The sequence below is a fragment of the Amycolatopsis sp. NPDC049688 genome, from assembly GCF_040674975.1.
In the GTDB taxonomy this organism is placed as follows: Bacteria; Actinomycetota; Actinomycetes; order Mycobacteriales; family Pseudonocardiaceae; genus Amycolatopsis.
This window is the reverse complement of sequence record NZ_JBFANY010000007.1, coordinates 268,441-293,905: the sequence shown is the minus strand read 5'-3', so window position 1 is coordinate 293,905 and position 25,465 is coordinate 268,441. Positions and strand designations below refer to the sequence as shown.

At 71.9% G+C, this 25,465-nt stretch carries 20 protein-coding genes; 12 read left to right on the top strand and 8 right to left on the bottom strand.

Annotation, left to right across the window (positions count from 1 at the left end; genetic code table 11):
• The first annotated feature begins 49 nt into the window (after positions 1–49).
• From AB0J55_RS24635 to AB0J55_RS24615, 5 genes are read left to right on the top strand one after another with little or no spacing between them, the layout of a single operon-like run.
• Positions 50–1,477 carry an APC family permease gene (locus AB0J55_RS24635; RefSeq protein ID WP_364252693.1) on the top strand — a complete coding sequence of 476 codons (1,428 nt, stop codon included), beginning with the start codon at positions 50–52 and terminating at the stop codon, positions 1,475–1,477.
• Positions 1,474–2,598 (top strand): amidohydrolase family protein, encoded by a 1,125-nt coding sequence (locus AB0J55_RS24630; RefSeq protein WP_364252690.1) that lies wholly within the window; start codon positions 1,474–1,476, stop codon positions 2,596–2,598. Before AB0J55_RS24635 ends, AB0J55_RS24630 begins: the two co-directional genes overlap by 4 nt.
• Positions 2,595–3,764, top strand: a complete 1,170-nt coding sequence (locus AB0J55_RS24625) for an amidohydrolase (protein WP_364252687.1) — start codon at positions 2,595–2,597, stop codon at positions 3,762–3,764. The genes AB0J55_RS24630 and AB0J55_RS24625 overlap by 4 nt, the downstream gene beginning before the upstream one ends.
• An 18-nt stretch (positions 3,765–3,782) precedes the next feature.
• Positions 3,783–4,847 (top strand): prolipoprotein diacylglyceryl transferase, encoded by a 1,065-nt coding sequence (gene lgt / locus AB0J55_RS24620; protein ID WP_364252684.1) that lies wholly within the window; start codon positions 3,783–3,785, stop codon positions 4,845–4,847.
• Between the two features lie 3 nt (positions 4,848–4,850).
• On the top strand, positions 4,851–5,429 hold the full coding sequence (locus AB0J55_RS24615) for a helix-turn-helix domain-containing protein (protein ID WP_364252681.1): 579 nt from the start codon (positions 4,851–4,853) through the stop codon (positions 5,427–5,429).
• On the opposite strand, the gene AB0J55_RS24610 is transcribed toward AB0J55_RS24615, so the two are convergent.
• A complete protein-coding gene (locus AB0J55_RS24610) occupies positions 5,407–6,513 on the bottom strand; it encodes an alpha/beta fold hydrolase (RefSeq protein WP_364252678.1) in 1,107 nt (368 codons plus the stop codon). The genes AB0J55_RS24615 and AB0J55_RS24610 overlap by 23 nt on opposite strands.
• A 202-nt stretch (positions 6,514–6,715) precedes the next feature.
• The gene (locus tag AB0J55_RS24605) at positions 6,716–7,501 is read right to left on the bottom strand and encodes an SDR family oxidoreductase (RefSeq protein ID WP_364252675.1); all 786 of its coding nucleotides are present in this window, start codon (positions 7,499–7,501) and stop codon (positions 6,716–6,718) included.
• A 301-nt stretch (positions 7,502–7,802) separates the two neighbouring features.
• Here AB0J55_RS24605 and gltB point away from each other — a divergent pair, with 301 nt between their 5' ends.
• From gltB to AB0J55_RS24580, 5 genes are all read left to right on the top strand, one after another.
• Positions 7,803–12,356: a glutamate synthase large subunit gene (gene gltB, locus AB0J55_RS24600; RefSeq protein WP_364252672.1), complete on the top strand. Its 4,554-nt coding sequence runs from the start codon at positions 7,803–7,805 to the stop codon at positions 12,354–12,356.
• On the top strand, positions 12,349–13,857 hold the full coding sequence (locus AB0J55_RS24595; protein ID WP_364252669.1) for a glutamate synthase subunit beta: 1,509 nt from the start codon (positions 12,349–12,351) through the stop codon (positions 13,855–13,857). Before gltB ends, AB0J55_RS24595 begins: the two co-directional genes overlap by 8 nt.
• 160 nt (positions 13,858–14,017) lie before the next feature.
• The gene (locus AB0J55_RS24590; protein WP_364252666.1) at positions 14,018–14,899 is read left to right on the top strand and encodes a peptidase; all 882 of its coding nucleotides are present in this window, start codon (positions 14,018–14,020) and stop codon (positions 14,897–14,899) included.
• Positions 14,900–14,981: 82 nt separating this feature from the next.
• Positions 14,982–16,376, top strand: a complete 1,395-nt coding sequence (locus AB0J55_RS24585) for an alpha/beta hydrolase (RefSeq protein WP_364252663.1) — start codon at positions 14,982–14,984, stop codon at positions 16,374–16,376.
• Between the two features lie 42 nt (positions 16,377–16,418).
• Complete coding sequence (locus AB0J55_RS24580) at positions 16,419–16,784, top strand: hypothetical protein (protein ID WP_364252660.1); 366 nt, start codon at positions 16,419–16,421, stop codon at positions 16,782–16,784.
• On the opposite strand, the gene AB0J55_RS24575 is transcribed toward AB0J55_RS24580, so the two are convergent.
• Positions 16,754–17,350: a hypothetical protein gene (locus AB0J55_RS24575; RefSeq protein WP_364252657.1), complete on the bottom strand. Its 597-nt coding sequence runs from the start codon at positions 17,348–17,350 to the stop codon at positions 16,754–16,756. The genes AB0J55_RS24580 and AB0J55_RS24575 overlap by 31 nt on opposite strands.
• A 24-nt stretch (positions 17,351–17,374) precedes the next feature.
• On the opposite strand from AB0J55_RS24575, the gene AB0J55_RS24570 reads away from it, so the two are divergent.
• Positions 17,375–18,766: a class II 3-deoxy-7-phosphoheptulonate synthase gene (locus tag AB0J55_RS24570; protein WP_364252654.1), complete on the top strand. Its 1,392-nt coding sequence runs from the start codon at positions 17,375–17,377 to the stop codon at positions 18,764–18,766.
• A 9-nt stretch (positions 18,767–18,775) separates the two neighbouring features.
• Here the strand turns inward: AB0J55_RS24570 and AB0J55_RS24565 are convergent, their stop codons facing one another.
• The 5 genes from AB0J55_RS24565 to pknB form a co-directional block, all read right to left on the bottom strand.
• Positions 18,776–20,092, bottom strand: coding sequence for a wax ester/triacylglycerol synthase family O-acyltransferase (locus tag AB0J55_RS24565; protein ID WP_364252651.1), 1,317 nt, complete (start codon positions 20,090–20,092; stop codon positions 18,776–18,778).
• Positions 20,093–20,276: 184 nt separating this feature from the next.
• Positions 20,277–20,978 carry a hypothetical protein gene (locus tag AB0J55_RS24560; RefSeq protein ID WP_364252648.1) on the bottom strand — a complete coding sequence of 234 codons (702 nt, stop codon included), beginning with the start codon at positions 20,976–20,978 and terminating at the stop codon, positions 20,277–20,279.
• 138 nt (positions 20,979–21,116) lie between these two features.
• Positions 21,117–22,622 carry an SPFH domain-containing protein gene (locus AB0J55_RS24555; RefSeq protein ID WP_364252645.1) on the bottom strand — a complete coding sequence of 502 codons (1,506 nt, stop codon included), beginning with the start codon at positions 22,620–22,622 and terminating at the stop codon, positions 21,117–21,119.
• Positions 22,623–22,677: 55 nt separating this feature from the next.
• A complete protein-coding gene (locus AB0J55_RS24550) occupies positions 22,678–22,887 on the bottom strand; it encodes a hypothetical protein (RefSeq protein WP_176175841.1) in 210 nt (69 codons plus the stop codon).
• Positions 22,884–24,884, bottom strand: a complete 2,001-nt coding sequence (gene pknB / locus AB0J55_RS24545; protein ID WP_364252642.1) for a Stk1 family PASTA domain-containing Ser/Thr kinase — start codon at positions 24,882–24,884, stop codon at positions 22,884–22,886. Before pknB ends, AB0J55_RS24550 begins: the two co-directional genes overlap by 4 nt.
• A 103-nt stretch (positions 24,885–24,987) precedes the next feature.
• Between pknB and AB0J55_RS24540 the strand changes: the two genes are divergently transcribed.
• Positions 24,988–25,356, top strand: a complete 369-nt coding sequence (locus AB0J55_RS24540) for an Rv2175c family DNA-binding protein (protein ID WP_364252639.1) — start codon at positions 24,988–24,990, stop codon at positions 25,354–25,356.
• The last annotated feature ends 109 nt before the right edge of the window (positions 25,357–25,465 follow it).

Here is a 25,465-nt window from a genome sequence, read left to right as displayed (position 1 = left end):
CCGTCGATGTTCACTTGAGTGCTTCTCGCCTGAGAAAGAGGTGAAGATCGTGTCAGACACCGTCGAAACCCGTCCAGGTCTGCGCCGCTCCCTCTCCGTCTGGCAGGCCGTCGGCCTGTCCGTGGCGCTGATGGCCCCGAGCATGGCCGCCAACATCAACCCCCAGCAGACCGCGGCCGCCGCCGGCCGGGCCGTGCCGCTCGCCTTCCTGCTCTCGGCGGTCGGCGTCCTGCTGGTCGCGTACGGCTTTGTGAAGCTCTGTCAGCACTATCAGCACGCCGGGTCGGTGTACGCCTTCGTCGGCGCGACCCTCGGCCCGCGCGCGGGTGTCGTCTCCGGCATCGGTCTCCTCGGGACGTACACGTTCTACGCCGTCGTGACGAGCTCGGCCGCGGGCACGCTGGGCACCGCTTTTCTGACGCAGACCGGAATCTGGCCGGACCCGCCGTCCTGGGGCCCGTTCGTGCTGACGGCCGTCGCGCTGCTCGGGGCGTGGCTGCTGTCCGTGGCGCCCGCGCGCCGCGGGACGAGCACCCTGCTCGCCGTCGAAGGCGCGACGATCGCGGTGATCCTGCTGGTCACCGTGGTCATCCTGGTCCGCCTGCTCGCCGGGAACGCCCCCGGCGGCGCGCGGTTCACGATGGCCGTCTTCGTCCCGGAAACCGGGCTGTCCGGGGTGTTCCTCGGCGCGGTCTTCGGGTTCCTGTCCTTCGCCGGGTTCGAAGCCGCCGCGACGCTCGGCGAGGAGACCCACGACCCGAAGCGCACCATCCCGCGCGCGATCCTGGGCACGGCGATCTTCGGCGGCGGCTACTTCGTGGTGGTGACGGCGGTCGAGATGATGGCGTTCGGCAGCGACGCGGGCGCGTTCCACGACTCGCCGTCCCTGCTGGGCGACCTCGGCAGCCGGTACGCGGGCGGCTGGGCCGGCGACGTCATCAGCGTGGGTGCCGCGATCAGCGCGTTCGGCTGCTGCCTCGCCTGCGTCGTCGGGGGTTCGCGGCTGCTCTACGCGCTGGGCCGCGACGCCGGTGGCGGCCTCGGCCGGGCGTCCTCGCGGGGCACGCCGGTGGCGGCGGTGAGCGCCGTGACCGCCGCGGCGGCGCTGATCATCGTGGTGTGCGCGGTCTTCTTCGGCGCGACGGCGTCGGACACGTTCGCCTGGTCCGGTTCGATCGGGACGCTCGTCCTGCTGGTGATCTACCTGCTCACGACGATCGGCGCGATCCTGCTGCTGTTCGTGAAGCGCCGGATGCGCGTGCCGGGGTGGCACCTGGTCTTCCCGATCGGCGCGCTCGCCGTGCTCGGGTACACCGTCTACGTCAACGTCGTGCCGTACCCGGCCGAGGGCCCGGCGCGGTGGTTTCCGGTGGTCGCCGCGGCGGTGCTGGTGCTCGCGGTGATCTTGGTGCTGTCCGCGCCCGCCTACGCTCGTAGGGTGGGGGAGAGGCTCACGAGCGTGGACGGAGGCGCATGACCGAGCTGCTCCCGTTCGTCGCGGACCTGCCGCTGGTGGACCACCACTGCCACGGCCTCGTCACCCGGGACGTGTCCCGCGGGGAGTTCGAGGCGATGCTGACCGAGGCGGACACGACGTCGCCGCTCGGCACGAGCCTGTTCGACTCGCTCATCGGGCTGGCCGTGCGCGAACGCTGCGCGCCCGTGCTCGGCCTCCCGAAGCACGCCCCGGCCGAGGTCTACCTCGAGCGCCGCGCCGAACTGGGCGCGGCCGAGGTGGCCCGGCGGTTCCTGCGGGCCACCGGCACGACCGACTTCCTCCTCGACGGCGGGTTCCGGCCGGACTCGCTCACCACCGCGGCCGGGTTCGCCGGGCTGGCGGGCACGCGCGCCCACGACGTCGTCCGGCTGGAGCAGGTCGCGGAGGCGGTGATCGGCGGCACCACCGCGGCCGGGTTCGCCGCCGCCTTCGCCGACGAGCTGGGGAAACGCGCCTCGGCGGCGGTCGGGCTGAAGTCGATCGCCGCCTACCGCGTCGGCCTGGAGCTGGCGGGTTCGCCGCCGTCGCCGCCGGAGGTCGAAGCGGCCGCGGGGCGCTGGCTCGCCGCGGGCGGCGGCCGGCTGGCCGACGAGGTGCTGCACCGGCACCTCGTCTTCACCGGCCTCGACCTCGGCCTGCCGGTGCAGTTCCACGTCGGCTACGGCGATTCCGACGTCGACCTGCACCGCTGCGACCCGCTGCTGCTCACCGGGCTGCTGCGGGCCACCCGCGACCGCGGCGTGCCTATCCTGCTGCTGCACAACTACCCGTACCACCGGCAAGCCGCGTATCTGGCGCAGGTCTTCGAGCACGTGTTCGTCGACGCCGGGCTCATCACGCACAACGCGGGCTTCCGGGCGCCGGCCGTGCTGGCCGAGCTCCTGGAACTCGCGCCGTTCGGGAAGGTGCTCTTCTCCACCGACGCTTTCGGCCTGGCCGAGCTGTACCACCTGGGCACGGCCCTGTTCCGGCAGGGTTTGTCGGACTTCTTGCGTGCTGCTCTGGCGGCCGACGCGATGTCCGAAAAGGACGCCGTCCGGCTGTGTGCTTTGGTGGGACACGAGAACGCGAAGAGGATCTACCGCTTGGAGCACGTGTGAGTGATCTGTGGACCCGGTGGACGCAGGCGATCGCCGACGAACTGCCCGCCGCCGTCGAGCTCCGGCACGCCGTGCACGCCGACCCCCGCGGATCCGGCGAGGAGGAGGACACCGCCCGCCTGGTGACCGGCGCCCTCGGCGCGGGCGAGGGCACCCGCGTGGCCAAGACCGGCCGCGCGATCCTGCTGCCCGGCGGCGAGGGTCCGGCCGTGGCGCTGCGGGCCGAGCTCGACGCCCTGCCGGTGCTGGAGGGCACCGGCGTGCCGTGGGCGTCCGGGAACGAGTTCATGCACGCGTGCGGCCACGACGTCCACCTCGCCGCGCTGGTCGCGGTCGGCCGCGCGGCGGTCCGCGTCGGCGTGCCCCGGCCGATCCTGGCGCTGCTGCAGCCGCGGGAGGAGACGTCCCCGCCCGGCGCGCTCGACGTCGTCGAGTCCGGCGTGCTGACCGGGCACGGGGTGGACACGGTGATCGGCGCGCACGTCCAGCCGCGGATCGCGCACGGCGTCGTCTCGGCGGTGCCGGGCCCGGTGAACGCCTCCACCGACGAGTTCGAGGTGACGATGCACGGCCAGGGCGGCCACGCCGGTTACCCGCATCTGCTGCGCGACCCGATCCTCGCGCTGTCGCAGCTGGTCGTGAGCCTGCAGCAGCTGGCGTCCCGCCGGATCGACCCGGTGTTCGGCGCGGTCTGCTCGATCGGCCGGATCCAGGGCGGCGCGGCGGCCAACGTCGTCCCGAACAGCGCGAGCGCGTTCGGCTCGCTGCGCCTGATGCGCACGAAGGACCGCGAGCGAGCCCTGGAAACCCTCGCGGACATCGTGCACGGCACCGCGCGGGCCCACGGCTGCACCGCGGAGCTGGAGATCAGCCCGTGCGAGCCGGTGCTGGACAACGACGCCGTCCTGGCCTCGGGGGCCCAGCGGTGGCTGCGGCACGCCGGCTTCGTCGTCGACGACCAGTTCCGCTCCTTCGGCGCCGACGACTTCGCCCACTACTGCGGCGGCCCGACCCGCGGGCTCATGATGTTCGTCGGCCTCGGCGACACGGCGGGGGTGCCGAGCCTGCACGACGAGCGGTTCCTGCCACGTGACCAAGCCGTCACCCAGGTCGCGCACGCGCTGGTGGCGGGGTACCTGGCCGCCTTGGAAGCTCCCGCGCCTTAGCGCTACGGTGGCCGCGTGATGAGCGCCTACCTCGCGACGATCCCCAGCCCCGACCGCGGTGTCTGGCACCTGGGACCGATCCCGCTCCGCGCGTACGCCCTGTGCATCATCGCCGGCATCATCGTGGCGATCTGGTGGGGCGAGCGCCGCTGGGCGGCCCGCGGCGGCACCAAGGGCACGGTGATCGACGTCGCGGTGTTCGCGGTGCCGTTCGGCCTGGTCGGCGGCCGGTTGTACCACGTGATCACCGACCCCGAGCTGTACTTCACCGAGGGCCGCAACCCGTGGAACGCGTTCGCGATCTGGGACGGCGGCCTCGGCATCTGGGGCGCGATCGCCCTGGGCGCGGTGGGCGCGCTCATCGCCTGCCGCCGCAAGGGCGTCCCGCTGCCGGCGATGGCGGACGCGGTCGCCCCGGGCATCGTCGTCGCGCAGGCCATCGGCCGCATCGGCAACTACTTCAACCAGGAGCTGTACGGCGCGCACACGGACCTGCCGTGGGGGCTCGAGGTCTACCAGCGCTTCAACCCGGAGGACCCGGACAACCTGCTCAACGGCGTCGCGACCGGGCACATCCCGCTGCCGGAGAGCCCGGTCCACCCGACGTTCCTGTACGAGCTGCTCTGGAACCTGCTGGTCGCGCTGCTGGTGGTGTGGGCGGACCGGCGCTTCAAGCTCGGGCACGGGCGGGCGTTCGCGCTGTACGTGGCCGGGTACACGGTCGGCCGCGGCTGGATCGAGATGATGCGCACCGACACGGCGAACCACATCCTCGGCCTGCGGGTGAACGTGTGGACGTCGATCCTGCTGTTCCTGGGGGCGGTGGCGTACTTCGTGGTCGCCGGGCGGCGGGGGCCGCGGGAGGCGCCGGAGCTGCTGGTGGGCAAGAACGCGCCCGGGCCGGATGAGACGCCGGTTCCGCAGGACTCCGACGTGACCCCGGACACGGTGGCGCCCGCTTCCGGCGAGGAGGCCGGCGAGCCGGAGCACGCCAAGGTGGCCGCCGCCGAGGCGCCGGCTCCGGAGAAGCCCGCGTCGGAGGACGCACCGGCCCAGGAGCCGAAGAAGGCCGGCGACAGCTGAGGGATGCCGCGTAACCGACGCCCGCAGGACCGGGAAGAGAAGCGCGGTGAGATCGTCGCCGCGGCCACACGGTTGTTCGTGGAAGAGGGCTACGACCCCACGACGGTGGCGCGGATCGGGCGTGCGGCGGGGGTGACCTCCAACACCGTCTACTGGTACTTCAAGGACAAGGACGAGGTGCTGGTCGCCGTTCTGGACGCGCTGTTCGCGCAGTTCCTGGCCGGCATCGCGGAACGCTCGGCCGAACCGCCGGCCGAGCAGTTGTCGTGGGCGGTCACCGAGTTGCGACGGGTCGACCGGCTGATCACGACGGTGCACGCCAGGGTCGCGGCGTCGGAGTCGCTGCGGGTGTGGCACGACGGCTTCCACGCGCAGGTGGAGGCGATCCTGCGGTGGCACCTGGCCGCGTTGGGCGTGCCGGAGGCCGAGCAGGCCGCGATGACCCGGATCGGGGTGTTCGTCGTCGAAGGGATGCTGACCCACGCGGGCGACGCCGCGGGCGACCGCGCCGTCGTCGAGACGCTGGTGCGCAGTGCCCGCGGCATCGCCGCCCTGCCGGCTACCGGCCCGCCGCGGCCGTGAACCGGGCCGCGAGGAACCGGATCTGGTCCGCGACGGCACGCTCGAACAGGTCGCCGACGTAGATGTCGAAGTGGTCGCCGTCGTAGTGGTTGACCTGGACGTGGTCCTGCCCGGCCGCCAGCCGGGCCGTGGTGCGCGCGGGGGCGGCGCGGTCGTCGTCGCACACGCACAACAGGGTCGCCGCGGCGATCTTGCGCACGTCCTTGCCCGGCCGGTACAGCGGCAACCGCAACGCAAGCCGGGCGGCGACCGCGTTGGCGCTGTCGCCGCCGCCGGCCGAGCCCTTCATGACACCCCAGATCGTGTCGCGGCCGACAGCGGTGTCGCCGGGGCGGAACGGCTGCCCGCCCGTCTCGACGGTCGAAGACAACCCCTTGCCCACGGCCGGAATCCGGGTGAGGACCCGGGCGGTACGCGGCGAGAGCCGAGACCCCGCCGGGATCAGCTGGGACGCCGCGGCGATCGCGGTCGGCGACACCAGGAAGGCGGGCATCCACCACAGCCCGACCACCGGCGCCAGCACCGGCTTCGCCCCGAACACCGACCCGACGACATCGAGCACGGCGGCGATGATGAGCCCCACCATGCTCACCGGGCTCGACCGGAACCGGGAGAGCAACGACGCCGGACCGTCGGTGAACGGACACTGGGCCACTACCGCGGCCACGCCGTGGTCCTCGCTCGCGATGCGCAGCACGTGCCCGCCGCCGAACGACGTCCCCCACACCGCGATCCGGTCCGGGTCGACCTCCGGCAGGGACCGGCCGTAGGCCAGTGCCGCCCGCCAGTCGTCGAGCTGGTCGCCGATGTCGAGCAACTGCCGGGGAGCTCCCTCACTGGCCCCGAGGTACCGGTAGTCGAACACCAGCACCACCCACCCCTGGGCGGCGAACCGTTCGGCGAACGCGTCCAGCCGCCACTCCCGCACCGCGCCCAACCCGTGCGCCATGACCACCAGCGGCCGAGGCCCGCCTTCCGCCGCCGGCGTGTGCAGCCACGCCGCGCACCGCACGCCACCGGACTCGAACCACACGTCCCGCCGCACCGGCGCGGTGGGGCTGTCCGTCTCCGCCGAAGTTTCCATCGCCTGCCTCAGTCCGCTCCTGCCGCTCTTGACTCACGATCAAGACCTGGTGGACGCGAAGGCTAGAAGTCTCTTGATCGTAAGTCAAGAAAGAGGCGCGGCGGGGCCGGTCGCGGCCGGGAGTGCCGAGGAAGACGCCGTGGCGCGGGTGTCGGCGCCGCCCGCGATTTCCACGCTCCGGAGGGGCGCCGACAGTTCCGGCTCACAGGTCGGGCAGGCCCAGCTCCAGGTTCGGCGCCTGCAGCCCGCCGTCGACCTCGATGATCTTGCCCGTGATGTAGCCGCCCGCCCGCGACGCCAGGAACACCACCGTTGCCGCGATGTCCTCCGCTTCGCCGATCTTCCGCAGCGGGGTGGCCGACTCCATCTTCGCCTTCAGCTCCGGGTTGCCCACCACGATCTCCAGCGCCGACGTCGCCACCGAGCCCACCGAGATCGCGTTCACCCGCACCCGGGGCGCCAGGTCCGCCGCCGCCAAGCGCGTGTAGTGCGCCAGCGCCGCCTTCGCCGTTCCGTACGCCGCGAAGCCGCGGCCCGACACCCGGCCCATCACCGACGAGATGTTGACCACCGAGCCGCCCGTCTGCACCAGGGACGGTGCCGCCGAGACCGTCAGGGCGTGGGCCGTCGCCACGTTGAAGCGGAACGCTTCCTCCATGAACTCGACGGAACTCTCCAGCAACGGCCGCGGGTACGTGCCGCCGACGTTGTTGACCACCAGGTCGAGCCGGCCGAACTCCGACACCGCCGTCGCGGCCAGCGCCGCCGCCGCGTCCGGGGAGGACAGGTCCACCGGCACCGGGACGGCCCGGCGGCCCGCGTCGGCCACGTGCGCGGCGACGTCCTTGAGCTGGGACTCGGTGCGGGACGCGATCACGACGTCAGCGCCCGCTTCGGCGAGGGCCACGGCGGTGGCCGCGCCGATTCCGCGCCCTGCTCCGGTGACCACCGCCACCTGGCCGGTGAGCTTGAACCGATCGAGGATCATGCGGCGAAATGTAACACGTTCTAGTGACTGCGGACACAGTCCGACGATCAGGTCACGTTAGACTCGACCGGAGTTTCCGGGCCGTATCCTTAGCCGAACGAACTACCGGAAGCCCATCAGGAACTACGTCGTTCCGCGCAGCCAGATCGTTACCGTCCGACGTCGTCCGGGGCGCTCTGGAATGCTGCTGCCGTGTTTCCCAGGTGTTAAAGTCGCGCTAACAAGCGGGCCATCGTCGTCCCGTGCGCTCCCCGGCCGGTAGCCCGGCCCCGCACGACAAGACGACGAAGGAGGTCCCTTCATGATCTTCTCCGCCATTCCCGGCAAGCAGGGTCTCTACGATCCGGAGACCGAACAGGACTCCTGCGGTGTGGCCATGGTGGCCGACATCCGCGGGCGCCGCTCCCACGGCATCGTCACCGACGGCCTGGCCGCGCTGACCAACCTCGACCACCGCGGCGCCGCCGGCGCCGAACCCACCAGCGGCGACGGCGCCGGCATCCTGCTGCAGCTGCCGGACACGCTGCTGCGCGCCGAAGCCGGCTTCGCGCTGCCCGAACCCGACGAGAACGGCCACCACACCTACGCCGCCGGCATCGCCTTCCTGCCGCAGGACGCCGAAGAACGCCGCAAGGCCGTCGGCCTGGCCGAACGCATCGCCGTCGAAGAGGGCCTGGAGGTCCTCGGCTGGCGTGAGGTCCCGGTCGACGCCGACCGGGCCGACATCGGGCCGACCGCCCGCTCGGTCATGCCGCACTTCGCCATGCTCTTCGTCACCGCCGACGGAAAATCCGGCGTGGACCTGGACCGGCTCGCGTTCTGCCTGCGCAAACGCGTCGAGCACGAAAGCGTGACCGCCGGCTGCGGCACGTACTTCCCGTCCCTGTCCTCCCGGACGCTGGTCTACAAGGGCATGGTGACGCCGGAGCAGCTGCCCGCGTTCTTCGGCGACCTGCGCGACGAGCGCCTGGAAAGCGCCATCGCGCTGGTCCACTCGCGCTTTTCCACCAACACCTTCCCGTCGTGGCCGCTGGCCCACCCGTTCCGGTTCGTCGCCCACAACGGGGAAATCAACACCATCCGCGGCAACCGCAACCGCATGCGGGCCCGCGAGGCGCTGCTGGAATCCGACGTCATCCCCGGCGACCTGAGCCGGCTGTTCCCGATCTGCTCTCCGGACGCGTCGGACTCGGCGTCCTTCGACGAGGTCCTCGAGCTGCTGCACCTGGGCGGCCGGTCGCTGCCGCACGCGGTGCTGATGATGATCCCGGAGGCGTGGGAGAACCACGCCACCATGAAGCCCGAGCGCCGCGCGTTCTACCAGTTCCACGCGAGCCTGATGGAGCCGTGGGACGGCCCGGCGTGCGTCACCTTCACCGACGGCAGCCTGGTCGGTGCGGTCCTGGATCGCAACGGCCTGCGCCCGGCGCGCTGGTGGCGCACGGCCGACGACCGCGTCGTGCTGGCCAGCGAGGCCGGCGTCCTGGACGTCGCCCCGAAGGACGTCGTGGCCAAGGGGCGTCTCAAGCCCGGCAAGATGTTCCTGGTCGACACCGAGGCCGGCCGGATCGTGGACGACGAAGAGGTCAAGTCCGCGCTCGCCGCCGAGCTGCCCTACGACTCGTGGCTGCACGCGGGCCTGCTCAAGATCGCCGAGCTGCCCGACCGCGACCACGTGGTGCAGAGCCACGACTCCGTGCTGCGCCGTCAGCTTTCCTTCGGCTACACCGAAGAAGAGCTCAAGATCCTGCTCGCGCCGATGGCCGAGAAGGGTGCCGAGCCGATCGGCTCGATGGGGTCGGACACCCCGCCCGCGGTGCTGTCGAAGCGGTCCCGGCTGCTCTACGACTACTTCAAGCAGAACTTCGCCCAGGTGACCAATCCGCCGCTGGACGCGATCCGCGAGGAGCTCGTCACCTGCATGGCGCGGATCATGGGCCCGGAGCGCAACCTGCTGGCCCCCGGCCCGGCGTCCTGCCGGCACCTGAAGCTGCCGTACCCCGTCATCGACAACGACGAGCTCGCCAAGCTCATCCACATCAACGACGACGGCGACCTCCCCGGCTTCGCCTGCAGCGTCCTTTCCGGACTGTACGAAGTGGACGGTGGTGCGGAAGCGCTCGCGTCGGCCATCGAACGCGTCCGGCGCGAGGCGTCCGAGGCGATCGCGGCCGGCGCGCGCACGCTGGTGCTGTCCGACCGCGACTCCGACCACCGGATGGCGCCGATCCCGTCGCTGCTGCTCGTGTCGGCGGTGCACCACCACCTGGTCCGCACCAAGGAACGCCTGCGCGTCGCGCTGGTCGTCGAGTCCGGCGACGCGCGCGAGGTGCACCACATCGCGCTGCTGCTCGGCTACGGTGCCGCCGCGGTCAACCCGTACCTGGCCTTCGAAACCATCGAAGACATGATCGGGCAGGGCGCGGTCACCGGCATCGAGCCGGTCAAGGCGATCCGGAACTACGTGTACGCGCTGGTCAAGGGCGTTCTGAAGATCATGTCCAAGATGGGCATCTCGACGGTCGGCGCCTACACCGCCGCCCAGGTCTTCGAATCCCTCGGCCTGAGCCAGGACCTGCTCGACGAGTACTTCACCGGGACGTCGTCGAAGCTCGGCGGCGTCGGCTTGGAGGTCCTCGCCGAAGAGGTGGCGACCCGCCACCGCCGCGCGTACCCGGACAACCCGACCGACCGTGTCCACCGTGGACTCGAGACGGGCGGCGAGTACGCGTACCGCCGCGAAGGCGAGCTGCACCTGTTCACGCCGGAGACGGTGTTCCTGCTGCAGCACGCGTCCAAGACCGGCCGCGACGAGGTCTACCGCAAGTACACCGACGAGGTGCACCGCCTCTACCGCGAGGGCGGCACGCTGCGCGGGCTGTTCTCGTTCAAGGACGGCGTCCGCGAGCCGGTGCCGCTGGACGAGGTCGAGCCCGCCGAGGCGATCTTCAAGCGCTTCAACACCGGCGCGATGTCGTACGGCTCGATTTCGGCCGAGGCGCACGAAACTCTGGCCATCGCCATGAACCGCATCGGGGGCCGGTCCAACACCGGCGAGGGCGGCGAGGACCCCGAGCGGCTCTACGACCCCGAGCGCCGCAGCGCGATCAAGCAGGTCGCGTCGGGCCGCTTCGGTGTCACGAGCGAATACCTCGTCAACGCCGACGACATCCAGATCAAGATGGCTCAGGGCGCGAAGCCCGGCGAGGGCGGCCAGCTGCCGCCGAACAAGGTGTACCCGTGGATCGCGCGCACCCGGCACTCGACGCCGGGCGTCGGCCTCATTTCGCCGCCGCCGCACCACGACATCTACTCCATCGAGGACCTGGCCCAGCTGATCCACGACCTCAAGAACGCCAACGAGCACGCCCGCATCCACGTGAAGCTGGTGTCCTCGCTGGGCGTCGGCACGGTCGCGGCCGGGGTGTCCAAGGCGCACGCCGACGTCGTGCTCATCTCGGGCCACGACGGCGGCACCGGCGCGTCCCCGATGAACTCGCTCAAGCACGCGGGCACGCCGTGGGAGATCGGCCTCGCCGAGACCCAGCAGACGTTGCTGCTCAACGGGTTGCGCGACCGGATCACCGTGCAGGTGGACGGCGCGATGAAGACCGGGCGCGACGTCGTCATCGCGGCGCTGCTCGGCGCCGAGGAGTACGGCTTCGCGACGGCCCCGCTCGTCGTCGCGGGCTGCATCATGATGCGCGTCTGCCACCTCGACACCTGCCCGGTCGGCGTCGCCACGCAGAGCCCCGAACTGCGCAAGCGCTACACCGGCCAGGTCGAGCACGTGGTCAACTTCTTCAGGTTCGTCGCCGAAGAAGTCCGGGAAACCCTGGCGGCGCTGGGCTTCCGCACGCTCGACGAGGCCATCGGCCACGCCGAGCTGCTGAACACCGACGAGGCCGTCGACCACTGGAAGGCGTCCGGTCTGGACCTGGCGCCGATCTTCGAGATGCCCACCGAGACCCCGTACGGCGGCGCGAAGCGGCGCACCCGCGGTCAGGACCACGGCCTCGAGCACGCCCTGGACCGCACGCTGATCCAGCTCGCCGAGGCGGCCCTGGAAGACGCGCACCACGTGAACATCGAGCTGCCGGTGCGCAACGTCAACCGGACCGTCGGCACGCTGCTCGGCTCGGAGATCACCCGCCGCTACGGCGGCGACGGCCTGCCCGAGGACACGATCAACGTCAAGCTCACCGGCTCGGCGGGCCAGTCGCTCGGCGCGTTCCTGCCGCGTGGCATCACCCTCGACATGGTCGGTGACGCGAACGACTACGTCGGCAAGGGCCTGTCCGGCGGCCGGATCGTCGTCCGCCCCGACCCGGAGGCGTCCTTCGCCGCCGAGGCGCAGACGATCGCGGGCAACACGATCGCCTACGGCGCCACCGGCGGCGAGATCTTCCTGCGCGGCCAGGTCGGCGAACGCTTCTGCGTCCGCAACTCCGGCGCCACGGTCGTCGCCGAGGGCGTCGGCGACCACGCCTTCGAGTACATGACCGGCGGCCGCGCGGTGGTGCTCGGCCCGACCGGGCGCAACCTGGCGGCCGGCATGTCCGGCGGCATCGCCTTCGTCCTCGACGTCGACGCGAAGAAGGTCAACCACGACATGGTGGACCTGCTGCGCCCGACCGCCGACGACCTGGCGTGGCTCAAGAAAACCGTGCAACAGCACTACGATCTCACCCGCTCCGCGGTGGCGGCCTCGCTGCTCGGCGACTGGCCGCGCCGGTCGGTGGCGTTCACCAAGGTGATGCCGCGTGACTACCAGCGGGTCCTGGACGCGGCGAAGGCGGCGCGCGCCGCCGGCCGCGATGTCGACGAGGCGATCATGGAGGCCGCTCGTGGCTGACCCGACCGGTTTCCTGAAGTTCGAACGCGAAGAGCCCGCGAAGAAGCCGTACGAGGAAAGGCTTTCCTCGTGGGGTGAGGTCTACGCGGACGTCGACCCGAACGAGCGCAACGAAAAGGTGCGCAAGCAGGCGTCGCGGTGCATGGACTGCGGCATCCCGTTCTGCCACTCCGGCGGCTCGGGCTGCCCGCTGGGCAACCTGATCCCGGAGTGGAACGACCTGGTCCGCCGCGGCGACTGGGCCGCGGCGAGCGACCGGCTGCACGCGACCAACAACTTCCCCGAGTTCACCGGGAAGCTGTGCCCGGCGCCGTGCGAGGCGGGCTGTGTGCTGTCGATCTCGCCGCTGTCGGGCGGGCCGGTGGCGATCAAGCGCGTCGAGCAGACGATCGCGGACCAGTCCTGGGAAGCGGGCTACGTCCAGCCGCAGGTGTCCGAAGTGTCCAGTGGCCGCCGGGTGGCGGTCGTCGGCTCCGGCCCGGCCGGGCTCGCGGCCGCCCAGCAGCTGACCCGCGCGGGCCACGAGGTCACGGTGTTCGAGCGCGACGACCGCCTCGGCGGCCTGCTGCGTTACGGCATCCCCGAGTTCAAGATGGAGAAGAAGGTCCTCGACCGGCGCCTGGCGCAGCTGCGCAAGGAGGGCACCCGGTTCGTGACGGGCTGCGAGGTCGGCGTCGACCTGTCGGTGGAGGACCTGCGCGCACAGTACGACGCGGTGGTGCTGGCGGTCGGCGCCCTGCGCGGCCGCGACGACACGACGACACCGGGCCGCGAGCTGGCGGGCATCCACCTGGCGATGGAGCACCTGGTCCCGGCCAACAAGTTCGTGGAGGGCGACGGCCCCCCGTCGATCGACGCCCACGGCAAGCACGTGGTGATCATCGGCGGCGGCGACACCGGCGCGGACTCCTACGGAACGGCAACCCGCCAGGGCGCGCTGTCGGTGACGCAGCTGGACCAGTACCCGATGCCGCCGTCCGCCCGGGACGACGCGCGCTCACCGTGGCCGACGTGGCCGTACATCCTGCGCACGTACCCGGCCCACGAGGAGGCGGGCGAGCGGAAGTTCGCGGTGGCGGTCAAGCGGTTCGTCGGTTCCGCCGAGGGCCGCGTGACGGCGGTGGAGCTGCAGCAGGTCCGCGTCCAGAAGGACCCGGCAACCGGCCGCCGCGAAGTCATCCCGGTGAACGACGAGGTGGAGACGTTGCCGGCGGACCTGGTGTTGCTGGCGATCGGCTTCGAGGGCGTGGAGGAGATGCCGCTCCTTTCCGGCTTGGGTCTCTCGTTGACCCGCCGCGGAACGTTGTCGTGCGGCGCGGACTGGCAGACAGAGACCCCCGGGGTATTCGTCTGCGGGGATGCGCACCGAGGGGCGTCGCTGGTGGTGTGGGCGATCGCGGAGGGTCGGTCGGTGGCCAACGCGGTGGACACGTACCTGACGGGGGCTTCGGACCTGCCGGCTCCGGTGCACCCGACGGCGTTGCCGCTCGCGGTCGTCTGATCCGTTCGTCTCGGAGGCCCCCTCGCCGCTGGTGAGGGGGCCTCCGCGCGTTCGGGAAGCGTTACGCCGGACGGCGGCTGTGCTCTGTGTACACGGACAACTACTTTCGAGTGGTTGTGTCGCCTTTGCGACGATTCACTTCTCCGGAAGGTGGGGCGTCTTGAAGCACACGAAAGCCGCGGTGGTCACCGCCATCCTCTCCCTCGTGCTCGCCCTGGTCGGCACGCCCGCCCAGGCTGCAGCGAAACCCTTCTGGACGCCCGATGCCATGCGGGCGGCCGTCCCCATGGACTCCCTCGTCAAAGCTCCGCCAGCAACGCCGAGAGACGTCGCCAAAGGGCAGAGCACGATCATCCGGAGCATCCCGAACGGCGGGGGCCCCTGGACCGGCGGTGGCAAGGTCACCCAGACCGCCGGGCGCGTCTTCTTCCTCTTCAACGGCCAGAAAGCGTCCTGCTCCGGGGACGCCGTCACCAGCACCAACGGCAGCGTCGTCGTCACCGCCGGGCACTGCGTGAAGTACCAGGGCAGCTGGCACACCCAGTGGGTCTTCGTCCCCGGCTACGACAACGGCAACGCCCCCTACGGCCAGTGGGCCGCGAAGACCACCCTCACCACGCCGCAGTGGGAAGCCAGTGAGGACATCAACTACGACGTCGGCATGGCCGTCGTCAACCCGCTGAACTCGCAGCGGCTCACCGACGTCGTCGGCGCGCAGGGCATCGCCTTCAACCAGCCGAAGAACCAGAACATGTACACCTTCGGCTACCCGGCCGCGGCGCCCTACGACGGTACCAAGCTGATCTACTGCAGCGGCTCCACCTTCACCGACTTCCTGCTCACCCAGGACCACGGCATGAGCTGCAACATGACCGGCGGTTCCAGCGGCGGCCCGTGGTTCCTCTCCTTCAACGAGGGCACCGGCACCGGCGTGCAGGCTTCGGTGAACAGCTTCGGCTACAACTTCCTGCCCGGCTACATGTTCGGGCCGTACTTCGGCGCGGACGCGCAGAACCTGTACAACCGCGCGCAAGCCGCGTGACCCGGCGTCAGCCCAGGGGCGGAGCCGCGGTTCCCGTCCCTGGGCCGACGCGCGCGCGAAGCGGCCACAGCAAGCTCGGGGCATGCGGAAAACCCTGATCGCCCTGGCGTTCCTGCCCCTGCTCGCCGCACCGCCGGCCGACGCGGCACCACCACTGCACTGGACGGCGACCTGCCCCGACTACGGCAGGTCGCCGTCCCCGACGGCCGGGCTCGAATGCGCCACCCTGCGCGTGCCGCTCGACTACGCGCACCCGGACCGCACCATCGAGCTCACGCTCTCCCGGCACGCCGCCCCCGCCGGCAAGAAGAGGGGCGTGCTGCTGATGAACCCCGGCGGACCGGGCAGTCCCGGGCTCGCCATGCCCGCCCAGCTGGTGCAGCGCGTGGGCGGCTCCGGCCTGCCGGACGCCTACGACGTCATCGGGTTCGACCCCCGCGGCACCGGCTACAGCACACCGGTCACGTGCGACCTGACGACTTCGGAGGAGCGCAGCGCGGTCCTCGGACCGTACGCGGACGGCCCGCGAGACGTCGTCGCCACCGCGGTGAAAGCGCGCGCTGTGGCCGAGAAGTGCGGCCGGGCGTCCACAAAGGACCTGCTGCCGCACATGACGACCGCGAACACCGCCCGCGACCTCGACCGGATCCGGGAGGCGCTGGGGGAGCGGAAGATCTCCTACTACGGCCTTTCCTACGGCAGCTATCTCGGCGCCGCCTACGCCTCGATGTTCCCCGGCCGCACCGACCGGATCGTGCTCGACAGCGTGTCCGGGCCGCGCGGTCTCGACGTCGTCGGCACCCAGCGGTTCGCCGAAGGGTTCGACGACCGGTTCCCGGATTTCGCGGCGTGGGCGGCCGGCCGCGACGACGTCTACCACCTGGGCCGCACCCCGGCGGAGGTGACGGCGAAGTTCTCCGAGCTCGCCGCCGTCCGCGGCCCGGCATTCCGCGCGGACACCTGGAACGGGCTCTACGACGACGCGTCGTTCCCGGTGCTGGCCCGGGAATGGGCGGGCACCGCGCGCGCCGCGGCCGGCCCGCTCGACGGCGACAACCACGCCGCACTGCAGCTCCAAGTGATCTGCAACGACTCCGATTGGCCCCGTGACCTCGGCTTCTACCAGCGGGCGGTGGCGGAACAGCGGCGGCGGCACCCGATGTTCGGCCCGGCCGCGGCGAACGTGAACCCCTGCGCGTTCTGGCCGGCCGGACGGGCCGAGCCACCCGTGCGCATCGGCGGCCCGGGCCCGGCGAACGTCCTGCTGGTGCAGAACCTGCGCGACCCGGCGACCCCGCTGTCGGGCGCGCGCGAGACGCGGGCGGCGTTCGGGGCCCGCGCGCGGCTGGTCACCGTCGACGCCGGCGGGCACGGCGTCTTCACGCGGGAAAACGCTTGCGGAAACGAAGCAGTACTGGGCTATCTGCGTGACGGGGTCTTCCCCGCGGCCGACCGTTCCTGCCAATCTGGCCGGTGAGGGGGTCGATTCCCCCTCCTGGGGAAACGAGGGGAAAGAATCATGAAAAGAATGGTGTTCTTCGCCGTGTCCGCGTTGGCCGCGGTCCTGCTGACGGCGCCGCTGGCGTCCGCGCAGCAGCCGCGCTCGGGCCCGTTCTGCATTCCGGAAAGCCTCTGGCTCTACGGGACCGACGGGACCGCGAGGTGCACGGCGGGCCCGATACCGTCGATCGACCCGCCGTTCACCGTGTACCGCGAAAGCAACGGCAGCCAGGACGACTGGTGCCTGTACACCCAGCCGAAGTACGCCGGGGCCGTGGTGCGGATCCCGGCGTTCTCGGGCGCCGACGTCTTCCTGCGGGTCGCCTCGGTGCGGCCCTGCTCGGGCGGGTGGGGTCAGGTCAACGCGGCGAGCAGCGCCCAGTAGCCGCCCCCGCCGACGACGACCCCCATCAGCAGGCCGGCCAGCACCTCCGGGGTGGTGTGGTCCCGCAGCGCGACGCGCGACCACGCCACCCAGGCGACCGGCAGGGCCAGCAGCAGGGCCCACGGGCCGTACGTCAGCGTCAGCACCACGACGGCGGCCGAAGCGACGGCGGCGTGCAGGGAGATCTTGAACTTCGCGCCGAAGGTGATCGCCACCGCGACCACCAGGCTCGCCAGCATCGACGCCGCGAGCGCGACCAGTTCGGCGGGCGCGCCCCCGGCGAGCAGCCCGGCGAAGCCGAGGCCCAGCGACACCCCGGCGACCAGCAGCGGGACCCGGCGCCCGGCCCGGTTCGTCACGTGGTGGCCGTCCCACTTGCCGCGTTTCGCGCCGCGGACGATCACCGCCATCGGGATCAGCGAACCGGTGACGGAGATCAGCAGTCCCCAGCCCAGCGCGGGGAGCGGCCGGTGGCCGGTGGCGGCCCAGGCGACGGCGAGGGGCAGCGTGAGGACCCACACCCAGGGGGCCAGGACCTCGGTGGCCAACCGGGCGAAGCGCAGCACGGCGCAAACCTTATCCTGGTCTGCGTGAACTGGACTGTGGACGTCCCCGTCGACACACTGCCCGAGCTGCCGCCGCTGCCGCCCGAACTGCGCGAGCGGCTCGACAAGGCGCTGGCCCTCCCGGCCGCGCAGCAGCCGGAGTGGCCCGACCCCGAGGCGACCCGGCGGGTCCGCGGCGTGCTCGAGAGCGTGCCGCCGATCACCGTCCCGGCCGAAATCGACCGGCTGAAGGGCCGGCTGGCCATGGTCGCCCGCGGCGAGGCGTTCCTGCTGCAGGGCGGCGACTGCGCGGAGACGTTCGAGTCCAACACCGAGCCGCACATCCGGGCCAACCTGCGCACGCTGCTGCAGATGGCCGTCGTGCTCACCTACGGCGCCAGCCTGCCGGTGGTCAAGGTCGGCCGCATCGCCGGCCAGTACGCCAAGCCGCGCTCGGCCGCGACCGACGCGCTGGGCCTGCCGGTCTACCGCGGCGACATCATCAACTCCCTGGTCGCCAAGCCCGAGCTGCGCGTGCCGGACCCGGGCCGGATGATCCGCGCCTACGCGAACGCGGGCGCCGCGATGAACCTGGTCCGCGCCCTCACCGCCGCCGGCATGGCCGACCTGCACCAGGTGCACGACTGGAACAAGGACTTCGTGTCGGCGTCCCCGGCGGCGCAGCGCTTCGAGTCGCTGGCCAACGAAATCGACCGCGGCCTGCGGTTCATGTCGGCCTGCGGCGTCACCGACACGTCGCTGCAGTCGACCGAGATCTTCGCCAGCCACGAAGCGCTGCTGCTCGACTACGAGCGTTCGATGCTGCGCCTCGACAACGCCGACGCGGCCAACCCGAAGCTGTACAACCTCTCGTCGCACTTCCTCTGGATCGGCGAGCGGACCCGCCAGCTGGACGGCGCGCACATCGCGTTCGCCGAGCTGCTGGCCAACCCGATCGGGTTGAAGATCGGCCCGACGACCACGCCGGAGCAGGCGCTGGAGTACGTCGAGCGGCTCGACCCGCGCAACGAACCGGGCCGGCTGACGCTCATCGCGCGGATGGGCAACGGCAAGGTCCGCGAAGTGCTGCCGGCGATCGTGGAGAAGGTCGAGGCGTCCGGGCACAAGGTCATCTGGCAGTGCGACCCGATGCACGGCAACACCCACGAGTCGTCCACCGGCTACAAGACCCGCCACTTCGACCGGATCGTCGACGAGGTCCAGGGCTTCTTCGAGGTGCACAACAAGCTGGGCACCTACCCCGGCGGCATCCACGTCGAGCTGACCGGCGAGGACGTCACCGAGTGCCTGGGCGGCGCCCAGGAGATCTCGGACGTCGACCTGTCCGGCCGCTACGAGACGGCCTGCGACCCGCGGCTGAACACGCAGCAGTCGCTGGAGCTGGCGTTCCTGGTCGCGGAGATGCTGCGCGGCTGAGCCCGGCCGTCAGGAGGCGTCGAGCAGGCGGGCCGCGGACTTCAGCACCGCGTCCCGCAGCGAGCCGACGTCCGGCACCGCCTCGCCGTTGACCTGCAGGCCGATGTGGACGGAGTCGCGGTAGGTCGCGACCGCGATGCCGACCGCGTGGCGCGGGGCCAGCGGCACGAACGGGTAGATCTCCGTCAGCCGGGCGCCGTCCAGGGACAGCCGGGCCGGCGGCAGCGGCACCGTCGTGATCACCAGGTCGAACAGCATGGGAGCGGCCAGGCCCGCGGTGCGCGTGCCCAGGCGGTGCAGCAGCGGCGGGACGCGGCCGGCCAGCAGCGGCAGCGCCCCGGCGCCCCGGCTCGGGCCCGCCGCCTTGTTGCGGGTCATCGCCCGGCGGACCACGCGCAGCCGCTCGATCGGGTCGTCCTCGCCGACCGGCAGGTCGCACAGGTACCCCGAAAGCTTGTTGCCGCCGAGCTGGTCCGCCGCACGCCGGCGCACGCTCACCGGGATCAGTGCGCGCAGCGTGCGGCCGTCGGCGCGCTGTCCGCGGTTCACCAGCCACTCGCGCAGGGCGCCCGAGAGCACCGCCAGCACGACGTCGTTGGTCGTGCCGCCGTGCGCGCGGCGCACCCGGCGCAGCTCGGTCAGCGGCAGCCGCACGAACCCGAGGCGCCGCTGGGCGGACAGCGGGGCCGACACCGGCGACAGCGGCGGCCGCGCGGCCCGCACCACCGACGACGCGATCCCGGCGGCTTCGTTCGCCTGGCCCCACACCGTGCCCAGCGCGTCCTTCACCGTGTCCAAAGTGGAGCGCGGGGCGGGAATCGGGCGGGCCGGCGCGGTGGTCCGCTCCGGCTGCTCGACGCCGTCGAGCAGCCCGGCCGCGACCGCGTACGCGCCGGCGCCGTCGGTCAGCGCGTGGTGCAGTTTCAGCAGCAGCGCGAACTTCCCGTCCGGCAGCCCGGTGACCAGGGTCAGCTGCCACAACGGCCGTGAGGTGTCGAGCGGCTCCGCGATCCACTGCGACGCGTACGCGGGCAGGGGGTCCGGGTCGTACAGCGAGCTGAGTTCCACGTGGTCGATGTGCGCGGCCGCGGCGAACTGCGGGTCTTCGGCCCAGCGGGCCGAGCCCGGCGGGAACAGTTCCGCGCGCGCCCGCTGGCGCAGCTTCGGCAACCGTGCGGCCCGCTGCGCGAGCAGTGCCGTCAGCGCGGCCGGGTCAACCGGACCGCGGGCGGCGAAGGTGACCACCGCCCCCATGTGCATCGGGGAGGTTTCGCTTTCCAGGCAAAGGAAAGCGACGTCGAGTGCGCTGAGCGGCGAGCCTGCCATGGGCGACCTTTCCGGGTTCGCGGGGGGCGCACGGCCACGTGCGTCGGAAGGGAAGGAACTCACTGCACCAGCCCGACATGACGGCCGGGTGGTCGAAGTGTTTCCACCACGCTAACGAGCGGCCCTGTTCCGCCATTCGAGACACCCCGGGCCGTGGTGCCCCGGCTCACAGATCAAGAAGGACTCATTCTCCGGGAGCATGCTCGGGTTCTTCCGCCCGTGCCACCGGCGTGCCCCAATCGGGGGTGAGCGCGACCTGCTTGCCGACGCGGCGCACCGGCAGGCCGTTCGCCTGCCGCTTGCCCAGCCCCGGCCAGATTTCCGCGGCGTCCTTCGCCGCGGCCCGGATCGCGCCGCCGTCGAGGGTCGTCCGGCTTTCCGGGATGTCCCGGTCCGTCCACTGCACGACCACCTTCAGCGGGCCGGCGGGCGGCAGCGGCCACAGGAAGATCTCGTGGTCGACGGCGAACCGCGTGCCGCCCACCGGCTGGGCGCGCAGCACCGGGGCCTCCGGTTCGGACGCGGACGGCACCGAGATCGTCTCGGAGCTCGCCCGGCTGCCGTCGGCGAAGAGCACGCCGATGAGCAGCCCGTTGTAGTCGGGTTTGCGCCGGTGGTCGATCAGTCCCTCGGCGGGGTCGTCGACCAGGCTGTCCCGGGAGTACACCGTGACGCGCAGTGTCAGCGCCTGCGGCCACACCTCGATGGCCCGCAGCGCGACCACCGTGCGCTCGGAGCGGCCCAGCGGCTGCGCCCACGGCAGCACCGCCGGGACGATGTACTCGCGCGGGGGATCGGTCCAGTGCCGCCCGTTGAAGGCGTAAAGCTCCTGCTCCGGAACGGGGAACAGGGGACGCTCACGGGGACCGCCGGTGAAGAAGCTCATCGGACGGCCCGCGACGCACGGTCCGGCACCATGCGCCCACGGTAGGACAAGAGAGCGGGAATTTCCGCCCCCGAACGGGGGTACGGCCCCCGTGACCCGTGATCCGGGACACAGAGGCCCTACACGTAGCGTGAGCGATCAGTCGCTGAGCTTCAGCTCGCCGTTGCGCCGGGCGGCCTCGTCGAGCTCCTTCTCGGCCGGCTTGCCCATGGCGTCCATCAGCTGCCGGGCCAGGCCGAGGCCGGTCCCGCCGAGCGACAGCGCCTTGGCGAACATGTCGGACATGCCGTCGGCGCCGTTGAGCACGACCATGTGGTCGACGTTGCCGAACGCGCTCGCGCCCGCCTCGACGATCTCCGGCCAGCGCTCGGCCAGCTGCTGCGCGACGACGGCTTCCTGGTTCTCCGCCAGCGCCGCCGCGCGCGCCTTGATCGCGTCCGCCTCGGCGAGACCCTTCGCCCGGGCCGACTCGGCTTCGGCGAGACCGCGCGCCTTCGCGGCTTCCGCCTCCGCCAGGCCGCGGGCCTTGGCCGCGGCGGCCTCGGCCTCACCGGTCGCCCGGGTCGCCCCCGCCATCGCCTCGGCTCGGGCCTTCGTGGCCTGCGCCTCGGCCTCGGCGGCCGTCTTCACGCGGGTCGCGTCCGCCGCGGCCCGCAGCTCGGTCTCCCGCGCCTCGGCCTGGGCCTTGGCGATCGAGGCGTCACGGGCGGCGTCGGCCGTGGTCCGCGTGTCGTAGGCCTTCGCGTCGGCCGGCTTGCGGACCTGCGACTGCAGCCGCTGCTCGGCCAGCGCCGCCTCGAGCTCGGCCGCGCGTGTCTCCTGGACGACGACTTCCTGGCGCGCGGTCGCCTCGGCCAGCGGCCCGGACTGCGACGCCTTCGCCCGCGCCTGGTCCACCTCGGCCTGGTAACCGGCCTGCTGGATCTGGCTCTCGCGGACGGCGGCGGCTTTCTTCGCGGCGGAAACCTGCTCGACCTCGGCGGCCTCCTGGTCCCGCTGCGCCTCGGCGATGCGGGCGGACGCGGCGATCGCGGCGGCGTGCGGCTTGCCGAGGTTCAGGATGTACCCGGACTCGTCGTCGATCTCCTGGATCTGCAGCGAGTCGACGATCAGCCCCAGCTTGATCATCTCGGTGGCCGAGGACTGCCGGACCTCGCCGGTGAGCGCGTCCCGGTTGTGGATCATCTCTTCGATGGTCAGCCCGCCGACGATCGAGCGCAGGTGGCCGCTGAAGAGCTCGTGGATCGTGTCGTTCATGCCCTTCTGCTGGTCCAGGAACCGGCGGGCGGCGTTGGCGATCGAGGCGTAGTCGTCCCCGACCTTGTAGATGACGACGGCCCGCACGGTGACCGGCAGCCCCTGCTTGGTGACGCAGGAAACCTGCAGGTTGACGCCGCGGGTGTCCAGTGACAGCCGCCGCGCGGTCTGGAACCCGGGGATGACGTTCACCCCGCGGCCGGTGATGATCTTGAAGCCCAGGCTGTCCGCGGTCTCCGCCCGGTCGACGCGGACGCCGAGCCCGGAGATGATCAGTGCTTCGTTCGGTTCGGCGACCTTGTACAGCAGCCGCAGGATCCCGAAGACGACGATCAAGACGGCGATGACGCCACCGGCCGAGACCAGCAGGATTTCGACGAGACTCATGGCACCGACCCCCTCGCTTTTCTGTTGTGGGTGTGTTGGTGCCTCTTCGACGCCGTCAGCGCGTCAGGGGTTGCCACCGTTCGACGTAAACCGTCCGCGGCGGCTCGAAGTCGACCACCAGCACCTGCGTCCCGGACGTGAACGTCTCCTCCGGGTCGGCCGGGTACGCGTAGAACGCCTCCGTGCCGCCCCGGACGTTGAGCAGTACCTCGCCGATGAGGCCGGGGCCGATCGTGCCGGTCACGCGGCCTCGGCTGCCGATCATCCCCCGAAGCCCTTCAGCTTGACCTTGCTGCCCTTCTGCACGAACGTGCCCGGCTGCGGGTCCTGCTGGAAGACGAAGTCGAACCCACCGCCGCCACCGCGGCCGCGGCCGCCGTCGCGGTCGGCCTTCAGGCCCGCCTGCTCCAGGAGCTTCTGGGCGTCGTCGAACGACCGGAACCGGACGTCCGGCACCTGGACGGCGTTGTTGACGAACACGCCGATCCGCTTGGCCTTCGGCTGCGCGTTCGCCGGCGGGTCGGTGCGGGTGACCGCGCCGCCCGGGACGTCCTGCCGGAACTCCTCGCCCGCCTGGAACGGCTCGAACCCGGCCTGCTGCAGCAGGCCGAACGCCTCGTCCTTGGACCGGCCGGTGACGTCCGGGACCGGCGGCAGCGGGATCGGGCCCTTCGACACGATGATCGTGACCTGGCCGCCGATGGTCAGCTGGCTGCCCGCCGACGGCGACGTGCGGATGACCGCACCCTGCGGGACGTCGGCGTCGAAGTCGTCGGTCCCGCGGACCGGGGTCAGCTGGGCCGCCTTGATCGCCTGCTCGGCGTCGGCCAGCGCGGTGCCGGGGCGGATGTCCGGCACCGCCGGGCGGCCCTTCGACAGCACCACCGACACGTTCGCGTTCGGCGACAGCGTCGTGCCCTCCGCGGGGTCGGCGCGCAGCACCGTGTTCGGCGGGACCGTGTTGTCGTACTCCTGGCTGAACTGCGGGTTCAGCTTCACCGCGCGCAGCGCGTCGCCCGCCGCGGCCTGGTTCAGCCCGACCAGGTGCGGCACCCGCGCGGTCTTGTCCCCGCCGGTGTCGGTGAGGATGAACGCGAACGCCCCGATCAGCCCGCCGAGCAGCAGCACCGCGGCGGCGATCCCGAGGAGCAGCTTCCGGTTGCCCGCCGGTTTCTTCTCCGGCTCGGGCCGGCTCCGGCGCCGCGGCGGCGGTGGGGTGAGCACCGGGGGCGCGACCTGGCTCAGCGCCCGCGTCGCGTTCGGGCGGTGCACCGGCATGGTCTTCTGGGTGTCCGGCACCTGCGGGATCCGCGGCAGCGTGCGCTCGGTGTCGGCGAGGTCGCCCTGGCCGTGGGACACCGGGATCGGCACGGTCACCGGCAGCAGCCCCAGCCGGGCGCGCACCGCGGTCAGCTCGGTGAGGAACTCCCCGGCGTCGGCCGGGCGCAGCTGCGGGTCGCGCCGCGTCGCGCGCACGACCAGGTCGTCGAGCTCCGGCGGCAGGTCCGGGCGCAGCTCGCTCGGCCGCGGCACGTCGTCGTTCACGTGCCGGTACGCCACCGAGATCGCCGTGTCGCCGGTGTAGGGCACCTGGCCGGTCAGCATTTCGTACAGCAGGATCCCGGCCGAGTAGACGTCGCCGCGCGAAGACGCCGCGCCGGTGGCGACCTGCTCGGGGGAGAGGTAGGCGACCGTGCCGAGGATGACGCTCGAGGACGTCGTGCCCGCGCTCGCCACGGCCCGCACCAGGCCGAAGTCCGCGACCTTCACCGCCCCGCCGGTCTGCTGCCCCACCCGGCCGATCAGCACGTTCTCCGGCTTCACGTCCCGGTGCACCAGCCCGGACCGGTGCGCGGCGGCCAGCGCCGACAGCACGGGTTCGGCCACGCTCAGCGCCAGCGCGACGTCCAGGCGGCCGCGGTCGTCCAGCAGGTCACGCAGGGTGCCGCCGTCGACCAGCTCCATCACCAGGAACGCCAGCCCGGACTCCGCGCCCTGCGGCAGGTCGAAGCCCTGGTCGTGCACCGCCACGACGTGCGGGTGGTGCAGCTGCGCCGCGGACTGCGCTTCTCGCACGAACCGGTCCACGAACGACCGGTCGTCCGCGAACCGCGGGTCCATGATCTTGATCGCGACCGGACGGTCCAGCCGGGTGTCCGTCCCCCGGTAGACGGAAGACATTCCGCCGTGGGCGAGCAGCCGGTCAACCCGGTAGCGCCGCTCCAGGAGCGTGCCGACCAGGCTGGGTTGGGTGCGTGTCACGAGTATGGATCGTACGGAATCGCACACGCCTCGTGGAGGAGACCTCGCGGGTCACCCGTGCGCACTAGCGGGTGCGGGGACGGAATGTGGCACAGTGTCACCTGTGAGTGGGATTCCTGTCGCCGAAGACATCCTCGACACCGCCATCGCGGTCCTTCCGTTGGCGGAGGTGGCGGCCGTCCTCGGGACCTCGGCCAACAAGGTCCGGCAGATGCTGCGCGACGGGCAGCTGATCGCGGTCAGGCGCGGTGGCGACCTGTGCGTGCCCAGCGACTTCTTCGTGAAGGACGGCGTCGTCAAGGGCCTGACCGGCACGATCACCGTGCTCGCCGACTCCGGCTTCTCCCGGACCGAGATGCTGCGCTGGCTGTTCACCGCGGACGACACGCTGCCCGGGAGCACGCCCATCAACGCCCTGCGGACCAGCCACGGCACCGAGGTCAAGCGGCGCGCGCAGGCCATGGCGTTCTGACCTGCGCAGACAGCTGAGTGCGGCGGCGAGCTGAACGGCCGCCGCGGCGATCAGGCACGCCGGGAGCGACCACGCGGCCAGCGGTCCGGCCAGTGCCGCGCCGGCGGCC